The sequence below is a fragment of the Bradyrhizobium lupini genome, from assembly GCF_040939785.1.
Taxonomy (GTDB): Bacteria; Pseudomonadota; Alphaproteobacteria; order Rhizobiales; family Xanthobacteraceae; genus Bradyrhizobium; species Bradyrhizobium canariense_D.
Window position 1 is genome coordinate 543,622 of record NZ_CP162553.1, and the last position, 20,676, is coordinate 564,297.

At 63.7% G+C, this 20,676-nt stretch carries 26 protein-coding genes and 1 pseudogene; 11 read left to right on the plus strand and 16 right to left on the minus strand.

The window, feature by feature from the left end:
* Positions 1-34: 34 nt before the first annotated feature.
* Positions 35-727 (minus strand): GNAT family N-acetyltransferase, encoded by a 693-nt coding sequence (locus AB3L03_RS02940; protein ID WP_204510970.1) that lies wholly within the window; start codon positions 725-727, stop codon positions 35-37.
* A 4-nt stretch (positions 728-731) separates the two neighbouring features.
* Positions 732-1,079 carry a Lin0512 family protein gene (locus AB3L03_RS02945; protein WP_026233749.1) on the minus strand — a complete coding sequence of 116 codons (348 nt, stop codon included), beginning with the start codon at positions 1,077-1,079 and terminating at the stop codon, positions 732-734.
* Between the two features lie 162 nt (positions 1,080-1,241).
* On the opposite strand from AB3L03_RS02945, the gene AB3L03_RS02950 reads away from it, so the two are divergent.
* The 3 genes from AB3L03_RS02950 to AB3L03_RS02960 all read left to right on the plus strand — a co-directional run bounded on the left by AB3L03_RS02950 (position 1,242) and on the right by AB3L03_RS02960 (position 2,986).
* Positions 1,242-1,595 carry an MmcQ/YjbR family DNA-binding protein gene (locus tag AB3L03_RS02950; protein ID WP_368508208.1) on the plus strand — a complete coding sequence of 118 codons (354 nt, stop codon included), beginning with the start codon at positions 1,242-1,244 and terminating at the stop codon, positions 1,593-1,595.
* A 75-nt stretch (positions 1,596-1,670) separates the two neighbouring features.
* On the plus strand, positions 1,671-2,543 hold the full coding sequence (locus AB3L03_RS02955) for a bifunctional helix-turn-helix transcriptional regulator/GNAT family N-acetyltransferase (protein ID WP_204510969.1): 873 nt from the start codon (positions 1,671-1,673) through the stop codon (positions 2,541-2,543).
* A gap of 56 nt (positions 2,544-2,599) precedes the next feature.
* Positions 2,600-2,986 (plus strand): ester cyclase, encoded by a 387-nt coding sequence (locus AB3L03_RS02960; protein ID WP_204510968.1) that lies wholly within the window; start codon positions 2,600-2,602, stop codon positions 2,984-2,986.
* Between the two features lie 22 nt (positions 2,987-3,008).
* On the opposite strand, the gene AB3L03_RS02965 is transcribed toward AB3L03_RS02960, so the two are convergent.
* Positions 3,009-4,229, minus strand: a complete 1,221-nt coding sequence (locus tag AB3L03_RS02965; protein ID WP_368508209.1) for an MFS transporter — start codon at positions 4,227-4,229, stop codon at positions 3,009-3,011.
* A gap of 420 nt (positions 4,230-4,649) precedes the next feature.
* Here AB3L03_RS02965 and AB3L03_RS02970 point away from each other — a divergent pair, with 420 nt between their 5' ends.
* On the plus strand, positions 4,650-5,111 hold the full coding sequence (locus AB3L03_RS02970) for a cupin domain-containing protein (RefSeq protein ID WP_368508210.1): 462 nt from the start codon (positions 4,650-4,652) through the stop codon (positions 5,109-5,111).
* A gap of 31 nt (positions 5,112-5,142) precedes the next feature.
* Here the strand turns inward: AB3L03_RS02970 and AB3L03_RS02975 are convergent, their stop codons facing one another.
* Both AB3L03_RS02975 and AB3L03_RS02980 read right to left on the minus strand, forming a co-directional pair.
* A complete protein-coding gene (locus AB3L03_RS02975; RefSeq protein WP_018459172.1) occupies positions 5,143-5,721 on the minus strand; it encodes a membrane protein in 579 nt (192 codons plus the stop codon).
* A gap of 105 nt (positions 5,722-5,826) precedes the next feature.
* The gene (locus tag AB3L03_RS02980) at positions 5,827-6,411 is read right to left on the minus strand and encodes a TetR/AcrR family transcriptional regulator (RefSeq protein ID WP_085352877.1); all 585 of its coding nucleotides are present in this window, start codon (positions 6,409-6,411) and stop codon (positions 5,827-5,829) included.
* Positions 6,412-6,487: 76 nt separating this feature from the next.
* On the opposite strand from AB3L03_RS02980, the gene AB3L03_RS02985 reads away from it, so the two are divergent.
* Together AB3L03_RS02985 and AB3L03_RS02990 are read left to right on the plus strand one after the other, a co-directional pair.
* Positions 6,488-6,985 carry a peptide deformylase gene (locus tag AB3L03_RS02985; RefSeq protein WP_085395946.1) on the plus strand — a complete coding sequence of 166 codons (498 nt, stop codon included), beginning with the start codon at positions 6,488-6,490 and terminating at the stop codon, positions 6,983-6,985.
* Positions 6,986-7,044: 59 nt separating this feature from the next.
* Positions 7,045-7,326, plus strand: a pseudogene (locus AB3L03_RS02990) (GFA family protein); the annotation flags it as partial.
* Between the two features lie 361 nt (positions 7,327-7,687).
* Here AB3L03_RS02990 and AB3L03_RS02995 read toward each other — a convergent pair.
* Genes AB3L03_RS02995 through AB3L03_RS03005 form a run of 3 tightly spaced genes read right to left on the minus strand, consistent with a single transcriptional unit; the run spans position 7,688 to position 9,566 of the window.
* Positions 7,688-8,050: an ArsR/SmtB family transcription factor gene (locus AB3L03_RS02995; protein ID WP_368508211.1), complete on the minus strand. Its 363-nt coding sequence runs from the start codon at positions 8,048-8,050 to the stop codon at positions 7,688-7,690.
* Positions 8,050-8,712, minus strand: coding sequence for an SRPBCC family protein (locus tag AB3L03_RS03000; RefSeq protein ID WP_018459177.1), 663 nt, complete (start codon positions 8,710-8,712; stop codon positions 8,050-8,052). Before AB3L03_RS03000 ends, AB3L03_RS02995 begins: the two co-directional genes overlap by 1 nt.
* A gap of 56 nt (positions 8,713-8,768) precedes the next feature.
* Complete coding sequence (locus tag AB3L03_RS03005; RefSeq protein WP_231188590.1) at positions 8,769-9,566, minus strand: helix-turn-helix domain-containing protein; 798 nt, start codon at positions 9,564-9,566, stop codon at positions 8,769-8,771.
* Positions 9,567-9,687: 121 nt separating this feature from the next.
* Between AB3L03_RS03005 and AB3L03_RS03010 the strand changes: the two genes are divergently transcribed.
* A complete protein-coding gene (locus tag AB3L03_RS03010) occupies positions 9,688-10,491 on the plus strand; it encodes a carboxylesterase/lipase family protein (protein WP_368508212.1) in 804 nt (267 codons plus the stop codon).
* Positions 10,492-10,529: 38 nt separating this feature from the next.
* Positions 10,530-11,237: a carboxylesterase family protein gene (locus AB3L03_RS03015; protein WP_368508213.1), complete on the plus strand. Its 708-nt coding sequence runs from the start codon at positions 10,530-10,532 to the stop codon at positions 11,235-11,237.
* A 7-nt stretch (positions 11,238-11,244) separates the two neighbouring features.
* Here AB3L03_RS03015 and AB3L03_RS03020 read toward each other — a convergent pair whose 3' ends face one another.
* Entirely contained in the window at positions 11,245-12,501 is a 1,257-nt protein-coding gene (locus tag AB3L03_RS03020) for a serine hydrolase domain-containing protein (RefSeq protein ID WP_368508214.1), read from the minus strand.
* 238 nt (positions 12,502-12,739) lie between these two features.
* Here AB3L03_RS03020 and AB3L03_RS03025 point away from each other — a divergent pair, with 238 nt between their 5' ends.
* Positions 12,740-13,090: an ethanolamine utilization protein gene (locus AB3L03_RS03025; protein ID WP_085395943.1), complete on the plus strand. Its 351-nt coding sequence runs from the start codon at positions 12,740-12,742 to the stop codon at positions 13,088-13,090.
* Positions 13,091-13,180: 90 nt separating this feature from the next.
* On the opposite strand, the gene AB3L03_RS03030 is transcribed toward AB3L03_RS03025, so the two are convergent.
* Together AB3L03_RS03030 and AB3L03_RS03035 are read right to left on the minus strand one after the other, a co-directional pair.
* Positions 13,181-13,939, minus strand: a complete 759-nt coding sequence (locus tag AB3L03_RS03030) for an SDR family oxidoreductase (RefSeq protein ID WP_204510964.1) — start codon at positions 13,937-13,939, stop codon at positions 13,181-13,183.
* Positions 13,940-14,106: 167 nt separating this feature from the next.
* The gene (locus tag AB3L03_RS03035) at positions 14,107-14,988 is read right to left on the minus strand and encodes a GyrI-like domain-containing protein (RefSeq protein WP_368508215.1); all 882 of its coding nucleotides are present in this window, start codon (positions 14,986-14,988) and stop codon (positions 14,107-14,109) included.
* 293 nt (positions 14,989-15,281) lie between these two features.
* On the opposite strand from AB3L03_RS03035, the gene AB3L03_RS03040 reads away from it, so the two are divergent.
* The gene (locus AB3L03_RS03040) at positions 15,282-15,698 is read left to right on the plus strand and encodes a hypothetical protein (RefSeq protein ID WP_368508216.1); all 417 of its coding nucleotides are present in this window, start codon (positions 15,282-15,284) and stop codon (positions 15,696-15,698) included.
* Positions 15,699-15,789: 91 nt separating this feature from the next.
* On the opposite strand, the gene AB3L03_RS03045 is transcribed toward AB3L03_RS03040, so the two are convergent.
* From AB3L03_RS03045 to AB3L03_RS03060, 4 genes are all read right to left on the minus strand, one after another.
* Entirely contained in the window at positions 15,790-16,248 is a 459-nt protein-coding gene (locus AB3L03_RS03045; protein ID WP_368508217.1) for a suppressor of fused domain protein, read from the minus strand.
* 371 nt (positions 16,249-16,619) lie between these two features.
* Entirely contained in the window at positions 16,620-16,955 is a 336-nt protein-coding gene (locus tag AB3L03_RS03050) for a nuclear transport factor 2 family protein (RefSeq protein WP_368508218.1), read from the minus strand.
* A 70-nt stretch (positions 16,956-17,025) separates the two neighbouring features.
* Positions 17,026-17,922, minus strand: a complete 897-nt coding sequence (locus AB3L03_RS03055; protein ID WP_368508219.1) for an MBL fold metallo-hydrolase — start codon at positions 17,920-17,922, stop codon at positions 17,026-17,028.
* Between the two features lie 70 nt (positions 17,923-17,992).
* The gene (locus AB3L03_RS03060; RefSeq protein WP_368508220.1) at positions 17,993-18,637 is read right to left on the minus strand and encodes a DsbA family protein; all 645 of its coding nucleotides are present in this window, start codon (positions 18,635-18,637) and stop codon (positions 17,993-17,995) included.
* 110 nt (positions 18,638-18,747) lie between these two features.
* Between AB3L03_RS03060 and AB3L03_RS03065 the strand changes: the two genes are divergently transcribed.
* On the plus strand, positions 18,748-19,644 hold the full coding sequence (locus AB3L03_RS03065; protein ID WP_368508221.1) for a LysR family transcriptional regulator: 897 nt from the start codon (positions 18,748-18,750) through the stop codon (positions 19,642-19,644).
* A gap of 15 nt (positions 19,645-19,659) precedes the next feature.
* On the opposite strand, the gene AB3L03_RS03070 is transcribed toward AB3L03_RS03065, so the two are convergent.
* Positions 19,660-20,562, minus strand: a complete 903-nt coding sequence (locus AB3L03_RS03070) for an HNH endonuclease (RefSeq protein WP_368508222.1) — start codon at positions 20,560-20,562, stop codon at positions 19,660-19,662.
* Positions 20,563-20,676 lie beyond the last annotated feature (114 nt).

The window sequence follows — 20,676 nt, forward strand, 5'->3', positions numbered from 1 at the left end:
TCGCCAGATATGAAGCCTGACCGGACGGCGCGGCTCATCTCTGCTTCATGAACGCAGTCACGTGCAGGCGGCGCCGAGTCCGCATCCCCTGCCGCTGGTACAGCGCGATGGCCGACGAGTTGCTCGAGAACACGTGCAGGAACGGAATTTCGCTGCGCGCCTCGATCTGCCGCGCGACCGCCGCCAGCAGCGCCTGCGCGTAGCCCCGCCCCCGATGATCAGGGTGGACGCAGACGGCCGTCATCTCGACGAAATTGCCCGGCTTCATGCGCTCGCCGGCCATCGCGACCAATTCGCCGCCGGCGCGGATGCCAAGAAACGTCCCGAGTTCGTGCGTGCGCCGCGCGAATGGACCGGGCTTCGTCAAATCCGTCAATGCCATCATGGCGGGAACGTCGGCTGCACCCAGCCGGACGATCTCGGCATCGCGAAGCGGGCTATCGGCCGGGGAGCCGATCATCTGCTCGCAGGGTCCGGCCAGCACGACCTTGAAACCGGCGGGAACGTCGACGGCCTCGGGTGTGAACAGCGCGGCGACCTGCGAGCCCGACAGGAGATTGCCGAGCTCGGCAAAGCTCGTCTCGGACATGTCGACCATGTCGGCAAAAGGCGTCACGTCCACCGGATAGCGCAGCGCTCCCGGGCCACCCTCGGCCAGATGTTTGTGGCTGGTCGTCAGCGCGCTCCAGATCGGGCGATCCAGTAGGGTCACGTCACCGTCGGACACCGGCCTAGTCCTTATCGAAGCTGACGATGACGGCGGCATTGGCGATGAGGATGGGGTCGTTACCCTGCTCCGCAGCCGAGGGAATCTCCAGCCCGCCCTTCACCGCGTTGACGGTGACGGTGCCGTAAGGCAGTTCCTTCGCGACCGCGTCCTTGTCGACGGCTTCGGGATTCGGCACCGCGATCGTGACGTCGACGAACATGTCGTTCGCAGTCTTGTCGATCATCCGGAAGAAGCCGAGGCTCGAATGCCTGATGGCATCAGAAACGGCACGCTTCGCCGCCTTGGTGGCGTCCCTGCCGTGAACGTCGACGCCCATCCCCATCTCGGTGATACAGCGAATGCGAGCCATGACCTTATTCCTGTGACTGATTGAGTGATGTGGAGTGTGGGGGATCGGACGGCACGATACAAGTGGGGTCGTTCCTCTCGTATCGCGGACGCGGTGCGGCACGCAGAGGCGCTCCATCGTTGCGGCGTTGCAAGCCGCGTACGCTGTGCTATCGCTTAGGCGATGACTCCCAAAACTTTCGAAACCCGCTGCCTGCGCCTGCCCGCCGTCACCAAGGTGGTGCAGTGGGAGGGCACCTCCGTGTTCAAGGTCGGCGGCAAGATGTTCGCACTCCGCGGCGGCTTTGCCGCGCGCTCCGGCGGCTACATGTTCAAGGTCTCGAACATGGCCTATGCCATGCTGATCGAGCACGGCCTTGCGCGGCCGGCGCCCTATCTGGCGCGCGCCAAATGGGTGCAACTCGTCGGCAACAACGCGCTGCCGGACGCCGAGCTCACGGCCTATCTGGCGCAGGCGCTCGCGCTGATCGCGGCGAAACTCACGCGGAAATCCCGCAAGGTCCTGGGCCTGGATTGAAGCGCAGTTCGCTGGTGAAGCGAAAACGTGCACTGATTGACTTCGATGATATGTCTGACTAAAGTCAGATATATCATGCTCGACCCTGTTTCCCGCGTCCGCCGCTTCAATCGTGCCGTCACGTCCGCTGTCGGCGCGCTCGACACGTCATTCCTGGGACGCGGGCGGCCACTGGGGGCGGCGCGCGTGCTCAACGCGATCGGGCATGGACGTTCGGACGTGGCCGAGATTCGCGACTATCTCGGCCTCGATTCCGGCCTGATGAGCCGCCTCCTCCGCTGCCTCGAGGACGAAGGGCTGGTCGAGACCAATGCGCATGAGGACGATGCGCGCCGTCGCGTCGCGACGTTGACGCGTGCGGGCCGGCGCGAGTTCGCGGCCTACGAGGCGCTGTCGAATACGCAGGCCGAGGGCTTCCTCGCCCAACATGCGCAACGCGAGGCGCTGCTGGCGGCGATGGATTTGGTTGCTTCCGCGCTGACGCGCGAGCGCGTCACGCTGGACGAGATGGACCCGCGGAGCGAACAGGCGCGCTATTGCCTCGGCGAATATTATGGCGAGCTCGGCCGCCGCTTCAAGCAGGGGTTCGACGTCTCGCTGTCGCGCGATCCCGACGCCAAGGATATGCGCCGCCCGCGCGGCACGTTCATCGTCGCGATGTCGGACACGCTACCGGTCGGCTGCGTCGGGCTCAAGGGCACCGATCACGGCTATGCCGAGATCAAGCGGCTGTGGGTCGCACCGGCGGCGCGCGGATTGCGGCTCGGCCGGCGCCTGATGGACATGACCGAGAACGCCGCGCGCGGGCTCGGCATCAAGCTATTGCGGCTCGACACCAACAGCGCCTTGGCGGAAGCCGGCCAGCTCTACCGACGAAGCGGCTGGAGCGAGATCCCCCGCTTCAATGACGACCCCTACCCGGACCTGTTCTTCGAAAAACGCCTGTGAGCGCCGGCGCCTTTTCTCTCGTTGCCGCGTTAGGGCCGGAGCCGCAGGAGCACGCCATGACCAGGTCCGACCTCGCCGACATCTACCGCGACTACATCGCCTGCCTGAACCGGCAGGATTGGCCCGCCCTCGGACAGTTCGTCCACGATGACGTCGCCCACAATGCGCGACCATTCGGACTGTCCGGCTATCGCGCCATGCTGGAGCAGGATTTTCGCGCAATTCCGGATCTGCATTTCGACATCGAGCTGCTGGTCTGCGATCCGCCCCACATCGCGTCCCGGCTGAAGTTCGATTGCACGCCGGCTGGAAAGTTTCTGGGGCTGGATGTGAACGGCAGGCGCGTGTCCTTTTGCGAAAACGTGTTCTATCGATTTCGCGACGGAAAAATACGGCACGTGTGGTCCATCGTCGACAAGCTCGCGATCGAGGCGCAGCTCTAGCGCTGCGCCTCGATGAACCTGCTTACGCTGCCGCCGGCGCCAACTCCGCTTGCGGCTTCGGGAACGGCTTGAAATTCATCGCCATCAGGAAGGCGCCGAGGCCCATCGCCCAGGAGGCGATATAGAGCCAGGCGTAGCTCGAGAACGCATCGTAGATCAGGCCGCCGGCGAGCGGGCCCGTGGCCATGCCGAGACTGCCGGCCATGGCGGTGCCGCCGATCACGGTGCCCATCATCTTGAGCGGGAAATTTTCGCGGATCAGCACCGCGTAGAGCGGCATGGTGCCGGCATAGATGAAGCCAAAGACGGCCCCGACGGCGTAGAACGTCGCGAGCTGATGCGCGAAGACATAGGCGAGTGCGCCGAAGGCCTGCAACAGCAGGCCCGAGACGAGCACGCGCTTGGCGCCGAAGCGGTCACCCATCAGGCCGAAGGCGATGCGTCCGCCGAGGCCGGCAAAGCCTTCGATACTGTAGATCGTCACCGCCGCGACCAGCGGGATGCCGCAGCTCACGGCATAGGAGACGGTGTGAATGATCGGACCGGAATGCGTGGCGCAGCAGAAGAAATTGGTCGCGAGCAGGATCAGGAATTGCGGCGAGCGCAGCGCCTCTCCCATCGACATCTCACCTTGCACGGACCCCTCGCCCGCAGGCGCGGCCACGGCGTGCGCGAGCGCCGGCGGGCGGCGCACCAGGAACGAGACCGGGATCATGCTGGCGCCGACCACCAGCGCCACGATCTGCATCGAGGTGCGCCAGTCATGGCCGGAGACGAGCCAGGCCGCGAGCGGCGCCATCGTCATCGGCGCCATGCCCATGCCGGCCGACACCAGCGAGACCGCGAGGCTGCGATGGGTGTCGAACCAGCCGGTCACGGTCGCCATCATCGGCGCGAAGATCGCCGCACAGGACGCTCCGACCAGAAGCCCGAAGACGAACTGAAACGCCAGCAGCGAGGTGGCGTGACTCGCCGCGAACAGGCTCACGGTCAGCACCGTCGATCCCGTCAGCACCACCAGCCGCGGCCCGAACCGGTCCGTCAACGTGCCCCAGACCATGCTGGTGCAGGCCATTGCCAGAAAGCCGATCGTCATGGCGCTGGAGATGCCGGTCACGGACCAGCCGGTGTCCTTTGCGATCGGCTGCAGGAATACCGGCAGCGAAAACATGCCGCCGATGGCGACGCAGCCGAGCAAGCCGCCCGCGGCGACGATCACCCAGCGATAGGAGGAAGCGTTCATTTTGGTCTCCCGTCAGATCTGTCTGGGTGGAAGACGAATGGGAACATGGTGGGCCGACAGGCCGACGCAAGTTTTTGCGGCACGCTTTTGTGACCTGCCAAACAAAAAACGCGAAAACAACCCCATGCACAGTAGCGGGGCGCTGTCGGATCAAGGACTTACAGCGCAGCTCTTTGCAGTGCGAAGGAAGACCCGCCGTTTGACTCGTCGGGCAAAACACCTGCATGATGGCATCATCCCGCCGCTATTGAATTCGTCCCGTCGCTAACGTGATCGTCCGCCTCCTCGCGCGCCATCCGGCCTTGCCGTGCGGAACTGGCCGTGCGGATGCGGCGAAATCCGTGACCGGGTTCGACGACGCGCCTGGCGCTCCGCGATGTGCCAGGCCACGCAACGCTAGAGAACTGCAGGGAAATGCTTATGCCGAAAATCGACATCGCTGCCGTACCCGCCCGCAAGGGCGCCGGCTACCCCGCGCCCTTCGATGCACCTTGCGCCGATCGGGTCCGGCAGCGGCTCGGCAATGCCGGAGGCTTGTCCGATTTCGGCGTCAACCTGATGCGCTTGCCGCCCGGCAACTGGTCGAGCCAGCGGCATTGGCACTCGCATGAGGACGAATTCGTCTATGTCCTCGAAGGCGAAGTGACGCTGATCGAGGGCAAATGCGAGATCGTGCTCCGCGCCGGTGACTGCGCCGCTTTCGCGAAAAACAGCGGCAACGGCCATCACTTGATCAACCGTTCGAGCGCCATCGCCCTCTATCTCGAAGTCGGCTCTCGCTCGCCCGACGATCTCACGATTTGCTCCGACATCGACATGATGAGCGCCAACTCCGACGGCCGATTCGTGCACAAGGACGGCACGCCCTATCCGGACGGGTGAGCGTCCGCGACAAGGCTTGAATGGCAAGGCTTCAAACAGCCGCGCTACGCCGCCACTCGCCGACCGTGAGCCAGACCGCCGAGACCAGGAAGTAGAGCGCACCGACTGCAGCATAGCCCGCGACATTCGCGATCGAGGGAATCGCGGGCATCGTGGCCTGAAAGATGAAGAAGCCGCCTGCGAGAGCCGACTGGCCCCCGCTGAGCACCATGGCCCATTGCGCGCCAAAACTCCGCCAGCGCTGGATGGCCGTTCCGAGTTGGAGCAATCCCGACAGGATCGCCCATGCCCCGAAGATTCCGAGCACCCGGTTCATGCTCATCTGCAAGGTCACAAGCACCGCGACGGTGGTCGCCAGGCTGACCACAACGTTCAGAGCCTGCGGGCGGCTTTGAGCGAGTCCGCCGCTGCGAACCGCGTCCGCGAAGTTGGCAGCGGCGTCCCATGCGGGATAGAGGACGAGCAAGGCGCCGGCGATCACTGGAGAAGAAGCCCCGGCGGCAAACGCAGCAGCGACCCAGGCAACCGAGAACGCCGCTCGCACGAAGTAATATTGCTTCAGCCATCGCTCGCGGTCGCAATGAACCGGATTCAATTGATATCGCGCCATCGCAGTCTCTCCTATACCTACTAGTTGGTAGTTTTCTTACACACAACGAAACCGTCTTCGATCCAGCCCACTTGCTGGCTATCGTCATCGTCTCGCCGATGTCTCTCAGTGCTTGTTGGACAGCCGGTCCAGCAGCGGGGTGGTAATCACACCGAACATCTTTGGATCGCCATAGGCACGCGCCGACAGCATGGCGCCGTGAATGGTCGCCATGAATCCTTCGGCCTCGACGCGGGCTGTGCCGGAGAGTTTGAGTTGCCCTTTCCGCTTGCCACGCTCCATGACGGCCGTCAGCCAGGAAGCCAAGGAGCGGAAGTGCGCACGGACTTCGAGCGCAACCTCCTCCGGCAGGATCGGAAGCTCGCTGGCCAGCAGCGCGCACACGCAGAACGGCGCTGTCGCATCATTGATGCACGCCTTCCAGTACGCGACATAGTTTTCGAGCTGGTCGCGCGGATCAGGGACATTGCGCTCGAGCGCGGACAGTCCCGCCTCGGCTTCGGCGCGGTAGCGCGACACGAGCGTGCGGACCAGATCGACCTTGCTGGCGAAATGATGGTGGATGCTCGGCTTGCGGATACCGACCACCTCGGCCACGTCGGCGTAGCTGAAACCATTGTAGCCGCCCGCGATGATCAAGCTGCGCGCGCAGGCCAGGATGTCGTCGGCTGTCGAGGAAACGTGGGTCATGGTCCCTAGCTACCTTCCAGTTGGTAGGGCGTCAAGAACGGGATGCTTCAACCATCCGTGAGTGCTAGGAGCTTGCATGACCATTCGCCCGATCGTCCGCTATCCCGACCGCCGGCTCGCCATGCCGGCTCACCCCGTCACCGCGTTCGACGATGCGCTCCGCGAGCTTGCAAATGATCTGCTCGAGACCATGCGCGCCGCGCCCGGCATCGGCATCACGGCGCCGCATGTCGGCGTGCCCTTGCGCGTCGTCGTGCTCGAGCTCGACGCCAGGGACGGTGCACAGACCTATGTCAATCCGGAGATCGAATGGGCCTCACCCGAGATGATCCTGCATCGCGAAGGCAGCGTCTCGATGCCCGGCGTCAACGACGAGGTCCAGCGCCACGCCCGCGTGCGGATCAGCTATCGGGATCTCGACGGCAGCATGCACAAAGAGGAGTCGGAAGCCTTGCGTGCTGTCTGCCACCAGCACGAGATCGACCAGCTCGACGGCATGTTCTGGATCCAGCGCCTGTCGCGGCTGAAGCGGGAGCGGCTGGTGAAGAGGTTCGAGAAGATGTCGCGCGAGTGAGCGGGCCGGCAAATATCCGGCTTGTGTGAAATCGCGCCGGCCCGTTGGGAGGGAGACGAATGACATATTCAGGTCGTTGTGCCTGCGGCGCGGTTTGTTACACCATTGCGTCCGCGCCGATCCGCGGCTTCCAATGCCAGTGCAGCGACTGTCAGCGCGATACCGGCAGCGGCCACAGCTCCATCTTCGTGTTCGCGCGCAGCGCAGTCGCGGTGACAGGCGAGGTGCGCGAAATCGAGCGCACTGCCGTCAGCGGCGCGGTCAAGCGCAAAGGGTTCTGTCCGAACTGCGGCTCGCCCATCTACAACAAGCCGGACGAGAAGCCGGACTTAATCGGCATCTATGTCGGCACGCTGGACGATGCCAGCACGTTCAAACCGTCCGTCGTGCTGTTCTGCTCGCGCGGATATGCCTGGGATCACCTCGATCCCGAGATTCCCAAACTCCCGGATGGCACCCGGGATCGCGCTGATTTCTTGCAGATTGGGGGACAGCCAATGGCGATGAGCTTCGAGCTATCGATGCTGCCCGCCGCAATCGTCTGGGGCTTTGTACAGCTTGTCGCCGCCGCGCAGGCCGCGAACCTGCAGTACGGCCTCAGATGGGTCGCCAGCCCGGGCGACACCGAGATGCCGCCGCTTAAGCCCATCCCCCGCCGGGCAAAGAACGGAAACGTCTCCATGAGGCGTGGCCGCGATGCCTTCACGCCCGCTTCCCGCTCCGCTTGCTCATTGGCGCGTTACGACGCTCGCGTTTGCCGCGCGCGATTTCCGTCGCCAGCGCATCCAGCTTCGGCTCCCAGAAATTGCGGAACTGACCGATCCATGCATCCACCGCTTGGAGGCCCGCAGCATCGACCGAATAGAGCCGTCTTTGCGCCTCCGCCCGAACCATCGCGAAGCCGCTCTCGCGCAGCACCTTGAGGTGCTGCGACACGGCGGCCTGCGTGATCCCGAACTCCGCTCCGATCACTTCGACGACCTCGCCGGACGCCATCTCGCCGGGCGCAAGCAGCTCGAGGATGCGACGGCGGACGGGGTCGGCAAGGACCTCGAAGATTTGCATCAGCTTCCTGTGCCCGGATGCGCCACGTCGGGCGGCGTCTCGCCGCGATAGAAAGCGATGGTACGGTCCGACCGCTGTTTCGCGGACGCAGGATCCACGCCGCTTGCGACATGCGCTGCGCGCCAATACTCGCCGCTGCTCGTCATGAATTCCTTGCCCGCGGGAGAGCCCATCCATGCCTCGGCCGTCTCATGGTCGACCGATGCCCCGGTCGCAACATATCGCTCCAGCCCGGCAATGGCGAGATCCCAGCCGATCCCGACTGCCCCTGGACCGAACTGATTCCAATGATCCTCGATCATCGCGGTGTGCTCGAGCGTCAGCCGCGCCTGGCTTCGTTCTGCCGTCAGCTTGACGTCGATCCAGCTCATCGCGCCGCCGAATTCCCAGGTCGCCGCAAAATGGGTCGGCGGCGTACATGCCGTGATGGTCCCGCCTGCATTCCCCTTGAGCTGGTATTTTCCGCCGAGCCGGAGATCTCCCTCGACCGGCAAGAACCAGCGCGGAATGCGTTGCTCGCTGGTCACTGCGTCCCAGAGATCGTCGACGCTGGTCTCGTAAAGCCGCGTCAGTGTCACCGCACTGGCTGCCTTCCCGTCCTTCTCGAAATTCCTCACCGAACGCGTAACCAGCCCTAATACCCTGACGACGTCGATCTCCATGGCGCTCCTCCTTGTCGTTTCGTGCCAGGATTAATATCGGTCGACGCTAATATAAGTCAATTCTTATATTCAGGGAAAATACCGCTCAGATATTTCCCTGGTGGTTTCCCGAGCGCCTTCTTGAACATGGTGATGAAGGCCGCGACGGAGTCGTAGCCGAGATCGGCGGACACCTGCTGCACGCTCGCGCCGGACGTCAGCTCCCGCAAGGCGACGATCAGGTGCAATTGCTGGCGCCACCGCCCGAAGCTTAAGCCCGTCTCCCTGACCACGAGACGCGCGAGGCTGCTCTCGCTCAGCGCGACGCGATCGGCCCATTCGGCCAGCGTCCTGCGATCGGAAGGGTTTTTCGCCAGCGCCGCGGCAATCTTCTTCAACCGCGGCTCGGGCGAGAGCGGCAGATGCAGCTGCTGAACCGGCATGCGGGGAAGCTCGCGCAGCAGGACGCTCGCCAGAAGCTCCACCCTCGCCTCGTCATCCGCGATCTGATTGGCCAGCTCGACGATCACTTCACGCAGCAGTGGGGAGATCGAAAGCGTGCAGCACCGATCCGGCAGGTCCACGACCTCAGGCTCGATGTAGACGAAAAACAGCCGGGCGTTTTCCGTCGCGAGGTTGCTGTGCTGCATGCCTCCTGGAATCCACACCGCGCAATGCGGCGGCACCATCCACAGACCGGTGGGAACGCGGCACGTCACGGCGCCGCCCAGCGCAAAGACAAGTTGCCCCTTGCGGTGCCTGTGATCGGGCACCTCGTCCTTGGTCCCGATCACGTCGACGCGCACGGCGATAACGGGCGCGGAGACATCATCCACATCAAGATCAGGCCATGGAAAACGGAGCGGCTGCCGCATGTTGCCGGTTTTTAGAAATTGATTGGCAGAACATCTAAATCGAGCGAAGAGGAATGTCGATAGGGTGCCGCCTGAACCTGCCCGGGGGCGTCCGGGCGCCGCCCACGCTATCGAAACGGCCATGCATGGTTTCACGAGTACGACAGCAGCCGGGCTGCAACGCGTGGTCCGCACGCAAGCGGGGGCCGTGCGTGGCGGCCCGCGCGATGCAAGCGGCGTGATCGCGTTCAAAGGCATTCCCTACGCAGCACCGCCGGTCGGGCCTCTGCGTTGGTGCGCTCCGCAGCCCCCGGAGTCCTGGGATGGCGTGCGCGATGCGCTTGTGTTCGGCGCGGGGTGTCTATCGGCGCTCGAAAACGACCCGCGGCCGGGACCGCGCGACGAGGATTGCCTCTATCTCAACATCTGGACCGCGGCGAAGCACGCGGATGAGAACCGGCCCGTGATGGTGTGGATTCACGGCGGCGGCTTTCAGTTCGGCTCCTCGGCGAATCCCGCAACCGATGGCAACGCGCTAGCAGCGAAAGGTGTCGTCGTCGTCAGCTTCAACTACCGCCTCGGCATCTTAGGCTTCTTCGCCCACCCCGATCTCGACGCGGAGGCGCCTTCAGGCAATTACGGCCTGCAGGATCAACTGGCGGCGCTGCGCTGGGTCAAGGCCAACATCGCCGGCTTCGGAGGCGACCCCGAGAACGTCACCGTGTTCGGCGAATCCGCCGGCGCCATGGCCGTCGGAATCCTGATCGCCTCGCCGCTCGCGCACGGACTGTTTCACAAGGCCATAGGACAGAGCGGCGCGTTCTGGGATGGCAAACACGGCCCGCTTCAGGGCTTTGAAGAAGCCCGCGCGCGTGGTCTCGCTTTTGCCCGGCAGCAGGACAACGCGTCGATCGCAGCTTTGCGCAGCATGCCGGCCGATCGTTGAATGCAGCCGCGCCGTGGAGTTTCAGGACCAGCCCGGTCGTGACGGCCTTCTCGCCGAGTATCGATGGTCTTGTCGTTCCTGATGTGCCCGCGCGGCGCTTCCGGCGCGGCGAACAGATGCACATCCCGCTGCTGGCGGGCTGGAATGCGGCCGAGGAATTTCCTTTCCGTTCGCAGTCACTCCCCGATCAATCGGCACAAGTCTTTCTCGCCGCGGCCGAGGCGATGTTCGGGAAGGAGCGCATGACCGATTTCTTGAAGGTCTATCCCGCGGCGACCGATGCGGAGGCCAGGACTTCCGCGGCGGCGCTCACGGGCGACATCGTGGTCGGCGAGCAATGCTGGCAGTGGCTGCGTCTGCATCGGCGCGGGGGACGAGCGCCGGTCTACGGCTATCACTTCAGCTATACCTCGCACTACACGCCGATCGCCTCGCACGTGACTGAAATTCCGTTCGTGTTCGGCACACTCACTCCGCAACAGGTGATCGGCAGCTCGGCACCGCCGGCCGAAGAGGACCGCGCTCTGGCGCGGACCATGATGGCCTATTGGGTGAATTTCGCAGCGCACGGCGATCCCAACGGATCAGGCCTGCCACCCTGGCCCACCTATGACGAGAACGACGTCGTGCAGATCCTGGGCACACCGATCGAAGCCCGTCCCAATCCGCAAGCCGCCCGGTTCCGCTTCCTCGCCAGTTTCAGGCAGGACGGCATTTTGCCGATGCGCTGGCGGGAGCTGCCATAGGCGTACCTCACCCGCCCGCCATCAGCTCCTTCGCCAGCGCCATGTAGGCAGGCAGCGTCACGGGATCGTTGGCGGCGTTGCCCGCGGCGGGGTGCGAGGCGTAGCGCGCGATCACCATCTCGGCCTTGGGATCGATATAGATGCCCTGGCCGTGAACGCCACGCGCCATATAGGCGCCGTGGGCGTTGTGCGTGACCCACCATTGATTGCGATAGGAGGCACCTGTTAGCGTGGTGTAGCCAGCCGGCTTGAATTTTTCGGGATCGCCGCCGCGCGCGATGTCCTCGACGACAGATGAAGGCACGATCTGCCGGCCGTTGAAGCGGCCGTGATTGCGCACGGTCTCGCCGAATCGGGCGAGATCGCGCAAGCAGGTCGACAGGCCGCCGCCGCCGCTTTCGGTGCCGATGCGATCGACGTGGTAATGCGCGTCTTCCTCCGCGCCCATCGGCTGCCAGATGCGCTCGGAGAGCAGATCGGACAACGTCATGCCGCTGACGCGCCGGATGATCCAGGCCAGCACGTCTGTGTTGACGGTCTTGTAGGCAAAGACCTTGCCGTGCTCGCCCTGCTTCTTTTGCCCGACCAGGAAATCGAAGATGGTGGTCGCACCGTCATAGTCGGGTGGAATCGGCGCCATGCCGTTGGCGCGCCGCAGTCCCCACACATGCGAGTTCTTGTCGGTGTAAATTTCGGTGTATTCGAGCCCGGTGGTCATATCCATGACCTCGTGCACGCGCGCGTCGCCGAACGCGCTCGCCTTCAGCTCCGGCACATAGTCCGTGACGGGCGCCTGCGGATCGATCTTGCCCTCGGCGACCAGAATGCCGGCGAGCAAGCCGGTGAACGACTTCGTCACCGACATCGCGATATGCGGCTTGTGCGGCTTCAACGCGCCGAAATAGCGCTCATACATCAGCTTGCCCCGATGCAGCACGGCGATGCCGTCGGTGTAGGTTTCCTCGAGCATCTTCGCGAACGTCATGGGCCGCCTGTCCATGGTGGTCGAGGCCGACGCACCGATGTCGTGGTCTTCCCGCGGCAACACCGATGCAGGCCCCGCCCCGCGCCAGACATTCACGGTCGGCACCAGCTGGCGCATGTTGCTCCATGCCCAGCGTAGCTCGGGGAAGCTGCGGAACGAACCATCCTGGAAGCTGATGGTGCGGTCCGGAGACGGCGGGAAGCCTTTCATCCAGCCGAGTGTTTCGGGATCGGTTTCGGCGGAGGTTGCGGGCGACTGACTCGGCGCGGTGGCAGACATGAACATTGGCTCCGGAAGCGAACGACGGGGGTTTCGTATCATGGAGACGCGTGGCGAACATCCAGTGTTTGCGCCGAGGCGACCGTCGCCGTGGGCTGGGCACCAATCGTCTCCTGCGCGCCAGCCATCGTCGCACCATTCTGCGTCAAACGGTCCCGCAAGGCGCGCTGAACAAAACACTTGCCTGAGGCTTCTATCGTCCTCAACCCGCCCACTTTGAAAAGACGGACGACATCTCATGCAAGTTCGCAAGTTTGCCATCTCGGACGCAACGCTCGAGCGTTCGCCCGGCCAGGATGGCGACATATTCGTCGGCAACGTGATCGACCAGCGTCACGGCGCGCCGATCACCATCGGCTACGGCCGCTACGCGCCGAACCAGATCCTCGACGAGACAATCGCCGTCGACGACGTGATGATCGTGCTCGAAGGGAAGCTCTCGGTGTCGAGCAACGCCGGCACCGTGACCGCCGGTCCGGGCGAGACCGTCCACATGCCCAAGGGCACGCAGGTCACCATTCGCTCGCATGAGCAAGGCGCCGTCACCGCCTATGTCACCTATCCGCACTGGCAGGAGGCGCACGGGTGAAGCAGGCCTTTCGCGCACTGCGCGCCCCGCTATCAATTGGCTCGATCGACGGCGCAGAGCCCCGTCGATCGGGCCCGAGCGGATTCGTGGTCAGGTCAGGCGGACCGACATGCCGCCGTCAACCGTCATGGGGCTGCCCGTCATGAACGATGCCCGGTCGCTCAGGAGAAAAACCGCCGCCTGCGCGATCTCCTTGGGACTGGCCATCCGCTTCATCGGGTGGAGCCCGGCGATGAAATTCAGGGCGTCGGGATTTCCTTCGCCCGCCGCCGGGGTGATGGTCCCTCCAGGCAGAAGCGCGTTGACGCGAATGCCTTCGGCCGCATGCTCGGCGCCCAGTGATTGAGCCAGGCCGATCAGTCCTGCCTTTGAGGCTGCGTACGCCGCCATTCCCGGCAGGCCCCCGTTGCTGAAGCCAACGAAGGACGAGGTGAAAACGATCGAACCGCCGCCCTGCTTGCGCAGTGCCGGGATCTGCGCCTTCGCGCTGAGGAACGCCGAGGTGAGATTCACCGCAAGCACATCGGTCCAGTTTTCGACGCTCATCTCGGGGACTGGCGTCATCTCGCCGACAATGCCGGCATTGTTGAAAGCGCCGTCGAGCTTTCCGAAAGTCTTGACGGCGTGCTCGACAAGGCGGGCTGCATGGCCGGTGTCCCGAACATCCCCGGCGAGAAACGTCGCGCGCCCTCCGGCGCTCTTGATGCTTGCAACAACGGCCTGCAGCTCGGGGCCGCGACGCGCCCCGAGCACCACATCGGCGCCTTCGGACGCGAACAACGATGCTGCGGCAGCACCGATACCGCTGCTGGCGCCGGTTACGATGATCGTCTTGTTTGCCAGTTCCACCGTGAGACTCTCCTGATGTCAAAAAGGAGCCGAACAAGACATCAGGCACCAGCGAGCTGCCACCCGTTTCCCGAGTTGAACGCGGGATCACATCGTGGCGGTATTGATCCGCGAATGGCGGCCTGCCGGTCTCCGCGATCGGAGTGACAGGCCGCCGTCAGCAGACGCTACTTCAGCGGCAAGAAAACGTCCGCGACCGTCTCGTGCTCCGGCACCTCCGGGAACAGGCTCAGCCGCTGGCAATAGATCGGGAAGTCGCGCGCTTCTTCGCCGCTGGCGGGAAGCCAGTCGCGATAAAGGAAGAGCGCGGCCGGCTCGAGATTGTCGGTGTAGCCGACGACGCGCAGCACCGCGCAGCGTCCGCCGGGGATCTCGCTGGCCTTGATTTCTTCGCCGTTCGCCACGATCGCTTGTGCGGTCCCGACGCAAAGGTCCACGCTGTAATCGGCGGGTGATGCAGGCCGGCGCTCGGAACGCCAGACATTGAAGGTCGGACTTGTGCTGGGGTGCAGGTGAGCCGCCTTGCGCCACGCGATGAAGCGCTGGATTGTGGCGGGAAGCGTCGCCGGGTCGCCGCGATGCTCCATGATCGCCACCGGTGTCGGGGGCACATCGCGGATCGTCACGTCGTCAGTGGTAAGGGTCTTCTGCATGAGCTTGCTCCTCGCATTGTCGAGAGGCCCTAAGGCCGCAAGCCACGGCTCCCAGTCGGGAGACTTCCGGAACGACGACGGAGATTGCCCGAACCGTTGCCGAAAGGCGCGGGCGAAGGCATCCGGTGCGTCGTAACCGGCATCCATCGCAACATCCGTGACATCAAGGGCGTCCATATAGGCCAGCTGGTGCGAAGCGCGCTTCATGCGGGCCAGCTGGACATAGCGATGCACAGATAATCCGAAGGTTGCCGAGAACTGCCGGTGGAAATGAAATTTCGAGAAGGCGGCAACAGCGCTTAAGCCGTCCAGGTCCAGATCTCCGTCGAGATGCCGGTCGATATGGTCCAGCACCCGTCGCATGCGGTCCTGATAGTTTTGCACCGCCGCCTTCATCGTCCCTCCTCCGTGGCGGCTCCATCTAGTCGCTGACGGCCATGACACGCTCGACCGATCTTGCGGTTTGGCACGGATCGCTAGCCCGGATGGAGCTACGTCCGGCAACTGGTTTCCTCAGGGAAGACCACACCGATTGCAAGCACCTTCCTCTACGCGTTAGACTGTCGGCCCCCCTTCACCCACAAAGTGGGCGTTCCCCTTCAAGATGTCAGTACGGATGAACTACCTTCCTCTACACGAACTGGCGCCCGACTTCGAACGCTTCATCCGCGATCTCGAGGACTTCAATCGTGGCTGATGCGGTCACCGGCCATCGGGCTGCGGCTTCAGGGAAATCTCATTCGCAAACGGAATCCAAGCATGACTGCAACTCTATCCATCGTCGTCCTGGCTGCCGAGCTCCTCATCAGCGCGTAGGCGCGTTCGTATCAATTGCCGCGCTTGGCTTCGCGGGAGAGGTCACGCGATCCAGGGATTTGACTGCCTTTGGCTGGGTCCTGGGGGCGCTTTACTTCGTTGTCGCCTTTACACCCCTCGTCGTAACCGCATGGGTGGCGCACAGAAGGTTTGTATCAGACAAGGCGTTCCCGGTGCTCGAAGTCATTTCGTCGCCGTACCTGGTCCCGGTGGTGCTGTGGGTTGGCGCAGCGATTTTCTGCATTGGGCTGTTGGCATTTCAAAACGGCGCGGGGCTGGCGCCGCGGTAGGGAGACCCGAAGCGATACCCTCCAGGCTGAATGCCATCAGCATCATCCAGGCGAGGCGCAGGCGTCCACGAAGATAGCGGCGGTCCGGGTATCAAAGAGCGCTGGGACGATCGATGTCGAACACGTCGATCTGTCGGTCCTGGAACAGATCCTCCAGCGCTTCGGGCCCGTTCGCCAGCGCGTAGTCCCGCTCGGCGTCGGAAATAGGCAGTACCTGCAGCCAGGCGACGGACTTGGCCGAGAAGGACTGTGTTTTCAGGTCCCACAAGAACGGAGAGATGAGCATGGCGTGCTTCATCTCGCGCCCTTCGCCATACAGTTCCAGGGCTCGCGGAATGACGACGCCGGGCAAGGGTGTGATCTCGCCCTTCTTGATGCTGAAAGCGCAAGTCGCGATCATGTTGGCGCCCTCGGCGCATTCCGTCGCCAGAGCCAGCAGAATCTCGACGCCCAGGGCCTTGCCGCCTGATGTCAGGCCTGTCTTCGCATCAGAGAGCGCGAGGCTGGCATAAGTGGAAACGCCTCCTGCCGGCACGTCCTTGATGATCATGATGTCGACGTCACTGACGTGGGCGTCATCCCAATATTTCGTAACCGTCGGTGAACTCTGCGTAACATCTCTCAGATAGCGGGCGAGAGATTTGTTGTCTTCCGAAACCGCCATGGCTCCTCACGTCAAAAATCCAAGGTCGTCGGCAGTCATATCTTCAACACCATGACTGCGAGCATACGATCGCCGCTCTGGCCTGTCGTGGGACCTCGGTATAGACGGGGCCGGCGGTCATATCCATGACCACGTTCTGGCGCGCGGTGGACTTCCTCGGCCAGGCACAATTCCATCAAGATCTAGCAGACGCCGGAACGAAAAAGGGAGCCCGCATGTCGCGGGCCCCCCTCCTGCATTCCGACGTGATGCGGCTGTTACCGGCCGGCAGGCTCCAATGCCTTTTGCACCATCGCGGTGTCGACATATTGGGTCATGCTGGCGATCTTGCCGTCCTTCACCAGATAGAGATGCGCGAAATTGGCGCGCATGGACTTGCCCGTCGCCTTGTAGGTCCCGGAGTAGACGCCGAAGGCGGCGACGCGGTCGCCGTCTTCGAGATAGGTGTGAACGTCGGCGCGGTAGCCGGTCCATTCGGTGGCGAGACGCCGGAACACGCCTGATATGATCGCGTGCGCCCCGACATAGGTGCCCGCGTATGGAAACCCTTCCGCTTCGGTCCATGCGGCATCGGGAGCGAGAGCGGCCAGCAAGTTGCGGCCGTTCTCTTACGACGATGATCCCTCATAGGTGGCGCGGATCAGGTCGAGGTTCGCCCCCATCTCAACCCCACTTCATCTCGCCGGTGGCGACCTTGGCGCCGATGTCGAGCGCAACGCCCATGCCGAGGCCGGGGAAGCGCGCTTCCATCGCCGCCTTGAGCGCCGCCGAATCCTTGGTTTTGGCCAACTCTTCGTCGAACGCCTTGAGGTAGGCGATGGTGTGCTCGACACCGGACAGGTCGGTCTTCGCATCCGCCGACAAATGGCCGGGCACGACGATCGCCGGCTTGCGCGCCGCGATCTTTTCGAGATTGGCGATCCAGGCGACGCGCTGCTCCCTGGTCGGCGTGTCGGCGGTCCAGACATGGACGCCGGAGAAGATCAGCACGCCGCCGAACACCGCGTTGAGCGAGGGTACGAACAGATAGCGCCGGTTGGCCAGGCCGTCGGCGCTGACGATCTCGATGGTCTCGCCGTCGACGCTGAGCGTCTTGCCGTCGAACGCTTCGGGGATGACCACATCGGCCAGCACCTGCGGGCCGTTCGCCTTGAGTTGCGGCCCCCAGACGGCAAGCTTCTTTTCGACGCTGGCGTGAATGGCCGCCAATGTCGCTGGCGACGCGAGCACGCGGGCCTCGGGGAAGACAGCCTTGATCGCGCCGAGGCTGAAATAATAATCCGGGTCCGACTGGCTGATATAGATGGTGGTGAGCTTCTTGCCGGTGGCCTTGATGGCGTCGGCGACAGCCTTGCCATCGGACAGCGTGAAGCCGCCATCGATCAGCACGGCTTCGCTTGGCCCGGACACCAGAACGGGCGCCCGGAAGAAGCCGTTCTGTCCGGCCGGAAAATGCTTCCAGGCGAGCCCGCCCGCGGCATGGCCGAGGCCTGCGGGTGCGAAGACGGCGGCGGCGCCCGCGGCGAGAGTGGTTTTCATGATGGTTCTCCTTGTCGGCATGTTGGTCTCCTGGTGCTAGTCTGCGATTGGGAAATTCACACTTATCGTCCGGTCGTGTTGACCGCTGCGCTCAGGCCGCCTTCAGTCCGTCGATCAGGACGTTCAGGCTGCCGAACAGGGCGCTTGCCTGCACGAGGCGGCGGTCATCGCCCGCCCCGACGATGAGGGCCGGGACGCCGCTTGCACCGAACCGGCGCATCTCGGCACGCGCGGCCTCGAGGCGTGCGCGATACGCGGCGATCAACGCGGCGTCGGGGCTCGCCAGGCGCGCGGCAACCTCCGGGAAATTCATCGCGCGCAGCACATCCGACAGAACGGAGATGTCCGTGCTGTCGCGGCCCTCGACATAGCGGACGAGCTGGAAGGCCTTCAGCGCCGCGAACTCCCGATCAGGCGCCGTGAGCGCGACAGCCGTGAGCGCCAGTGTCGCCGGACCGGAATCGAACAGGCCCGTACGGTCGCCCAGCACATCGCGGCGATAGGCTTCGCTGAAGGGCTGGCCGCTCAAGCGCGAAATCCGCTGGTCGTTGCTCCAGGCATAAGCGGCAAAGCCGTCGTCCATCGGACGGGCGCCCTCGCCGGCGAACAGACCTGTCGGCGCAAGTTCGACAGCGAAATCCGGACAGGTCACGAGCTGTTCGAGCAGCGTGGCGGCGCCGTAGCACCAGCCGCAGAGCGGATCGAACAGGTAGGTGATTTGAATGGGCGCGGACATGGCGATCTCCTTGAACCGCAATGTGGCACGCGCACATTGGTAGATAAATATCAACAAAACAGACATAATGTATGGTATTGACTGACAATAAATCTGACCGGACAGAGCCCATGAACCTGAACCGACTGGCCTACTTCGCAGCCGTCGTGGACAGCGGATCGTTCACGCGGGCCGCCGAACGGCTCGGCATCACCAAGGCCGTGGTGAGCCAGCAGGTGGCGCAGCTGGAGCGCGATCTCGGCACCAGCCTGCTCGTGCGCACGACGCGCCGGGTTCATCCGACCGAGGCGGGCCGCATGTTTCATGCGCGCTGCGTCATGATCCTGCGCGAAGCGGAGGATGCCTTCGACGAGCTCGCTCAGGCAGCCGCCGCGCCGACCGGCACCTTGCGGATCACGGCGCCCAACGACTACGGCACCGCCGTCGTCGTCGCCGTCGTCACGGCCTACGCGGCACGCTATCCCCACTGCCGCGTGGAGTTGACGCTCGAAGATCAGACCGTCGATCTCGCCTCAGGCCAGATCGACATGGCGATCCGTGTGGGGTGGCTGGTCGATTCCAGCCTGCAGGCGCGCAAGATCGGATCGTTCCGGCAATGTCTGGTCGGCGCTCCCGCATTCGCGGATCGGATCGCCGCGCGCGATCCCGACGAATTGGTGACGCTACCGTTCATCGCCAACATGGCGCTGCGCGAGCCGTTGCTGTGGCAGTTCTCGCGCGGTGATCTCGACCGACGCGCCGTGCGCCTGCAGGCGAGCATCGCCATCGACACGACGCCGGGGGTGCTCGCAGCGGTGCTCGCCGGCGGCGGCCTTTCGGTGCTGCCGGATTTCCTGGTGGCCGACGATCTCGCGGCGGGCCGCCTCATCCACATCCTGCCGCAATGGCAACTGCCATCCGGCGGCATCCACACGGTCTACCCCGCAGCCCGCTTCCGCCCGCCGAAGGTGACCGCGTTTGTGGAGATGCTGATTGCGGCTCAGCGGCGGGCGGGTACGAACGCATGAGCCGTATGGTTTTGCTTATTGCTTGAAACAATGCTCGCGGTGCCACTTTAAGAAGTGCGGATGTGGCCGATCTGACGCACGACGCGGCGCAAGAGCGCGCTCCGTCTTGTTGATGATCGATTGCACTCCCTCCAGATCGTTTGTCTGGCGCGAGATCAATATCTCCAGATCGTCCGCGAAGCTGATGAGACCACGATCAAACATCCAATGTGCGGTGCCCGAAAGAGCAACGCCATTGCTGATGATGTCCGGCCCGTTTGCCTCGACGGAGCGTATGTGAGCCGCCGCGACCTCCGCGCGCCCCATTCCATTGATGAGCTTGAGGCCGGTGATGGCGCAACGCTCTTTATAGGCACGCAGCACGATGCGGCGGAAAACTCGATCACGCAGGACTTTCGAGATCGTTACGCTAACACGGTCGCGCTGCTGCTCAACCGCGAATGGCACCTGCGGCTGGTCATTAAGATCGAGCGATGGAAGGTCGCCGTCGCGCCGCGGCAGCAGCGGCGCGTTCTCCGCGAAACCAAGCTCGCATATTCTATTGAAATCGTCGGGAGAGATTGGGCGGACTGCGGACTGAGCGCGTCCTGAAATCCGCCCCTGTTCGTTAAGAACACCGCGCTCTACTGGACCCGTCGGTCCGTTGAATGGGACTGAATTGGCAAAATCGAGATAGCTTCCCGGTTCCATTAAAGCGAGATACATCCCGGAAGTACCGGGATCGGGAAGAACCTGCTGAACCCGAGCAATTGCAAAGTAACCGCGCGTTTCAGCAACCTTGCTCGGTTCGTAATATACTATCCAATCGCCGATGCAGGCTTCAACGCGATGAAGATATTGACTGGGAAATTGGTACTGCTCAGCGGGGCTGTCGTCGTAGATCGAGTCCAATCGATGGATGAATACCCCAAACCCCATGACCTAAGCGGCGCTGCCTCTCCAGGAAACAACACCCAGCGATGCTGGATCAATAGCAGTCACAACCCTACTCCCACTCGATTGTTTCGGAAGCACGATAACGCCTTGATCTGT

Bases quoted from the DNA above. Each gene is read 5' to 3' on its own strand.
- AB3L03_RS02945 (WP_026233749.1), bottom strand. From the start codon at position 1,079: ATGGCTCGCATTCGCTGTATCACCGAGATGGGGATGGGCGTCGACGTT.
- AB3L03_RS02950 (WP_368508208.1), top strand. From the start codon at position 1,242: ATGACTCCCAAAACTTTCGAAACCCGCTGCCTGCGCCTGCCCGCCGTC.
- AB3L03_RS02955 (WP_204510969.1), top strand. From the start codon at position 1,671: ATGCTCGACCCTGTTTCCCGCGTCCGCCGCTTCAATCGTGCCGTCACG.
- AB3L03_RS02960 (WP_204510968.1), top strand. From the start codon at position 2,600: ATGACCAGGTCCGACCTCGCCGACATCTACCGCGACTACATCGCCTGC.
- AB3L03_RS02965 (WP_368508209.1), bottom strand. From the start codon at position 4,229: ATGAACGCTTCCTCCTATCGCTGGGTGATCGTCGCCGCGGGCGGCTTG.
- AB3L03_RS02970 (WP_368508210.1), top strand. From the start codon at position 4,650: ATGCCGAAAATCGACATCGCTGCCGTACCCGCCCGCAAGGGCGCCGGC.
- AB3L03_RS02975 (WP_018459172.1), bottom strand. From the start codon at position 5,721: ATGGCGCGATATCAATTGAATCCGGTTCATTGCGACCGCGAGCGATGG.
- AB3L03_RS02980 (WP_085352877.1), bottom strand. From the start codon at position 6,411: ATGACCCACGTTTCCTCGACAGCCGACGACATCCTGGCCTGCGCGCGC.
- AB3L03_RS02985 (WP_085395946.1), top strand. From the start codon at position 6,488: ATGACCATTCGCCCGATCGTCCGCTATCCCGACCGCCGGCTCGCCATG.
- AB3L03_RS02995 (WP_368508211.1), bottom strand. From the start codon at position 8,050: ATGCAAATCTTCGAGGTCCTTGCCGACCCCGTCCGCCGTCGCATCCTC.
- AB3L03_RS03000 (WP_018459177.1), bottom strand. From the start codon at position 8,712: ATGGAGATCGACGTCGTCAGGGTATTAGGGCTGGTTACGCGTTCGGTG.
- AB3L03_RS03005 (WP_231188590.1), bottom strand. From the start codon at position 9,566: ATGCGGCAGCCGCTCCGTTTTCCATGGCCTGATCTTGATGTGGATGAT.
- AB3L03_RS03010 (WP_368508212.1), top strand. From the start codon at position 9,688: ATGCATGGTTTCACGAGTACGACAGCAGCCGGGCTGCAACGCGTGGTC.
- AB3L03_RS03020 (WP_368508214.1), bottom strand. From the start codon at position 12,501: ATGTCTGCCACCGCGCCGAGTCAGTCGCCCGCAACCTCCGCCGAAACC.
- AB3L03_RS03025 (WP_085395943.1), top strand. From the start codon at position 12,740: ATGCAAGTTCGCAAGTTTGCCATCTCGGACGCAACGCTCGAGCGTTCG.
- AB3L03_RS03035 (WP_368508215.1), bottom strand. From the start codon at position 14,988: ATGAAGGCGGCGGTGCAAAACTATCAGGACCGCATGCGACGGGTGCTG.
- AB3L03_RS03045 (WP_368508217.1), bottom strand. From the start codon at position 16,248: ATGATCATCAAGGACGTGCCGGCAGGAGGCGTTTCCACTTATGCCAGC.
- AB3L03_RS03055 (WP_368508219.1), bottom strand. From the start codon at position 17,922: ATGCCGACAAGGAGAACCATCATGAAAACCACTCTCGCCGCGGGCGCC.
- AB3L03_RS03060 (WP_368508220.1), bottom strand. From the start codon at position 18,637: ATGTCCGCGCCCATTCAAATCACCTACCTGTTCGATCCGCTCTGCGGC.
- AB3L03_RS03065 (WP_368508221.1), top strand. From the start codon at position 18,748: ATGAACCTGAACCGACTGGCCTACTTCGCAGCCGTCGTGGACAGCGGA.
- AB3L03_RS03070 (WP_368508222.1), bottom strand. From the start codon at position 20,562: ATGGGGTTTGGGGTATTCATCCATCGATTGGACTCGATCTACGACGAC.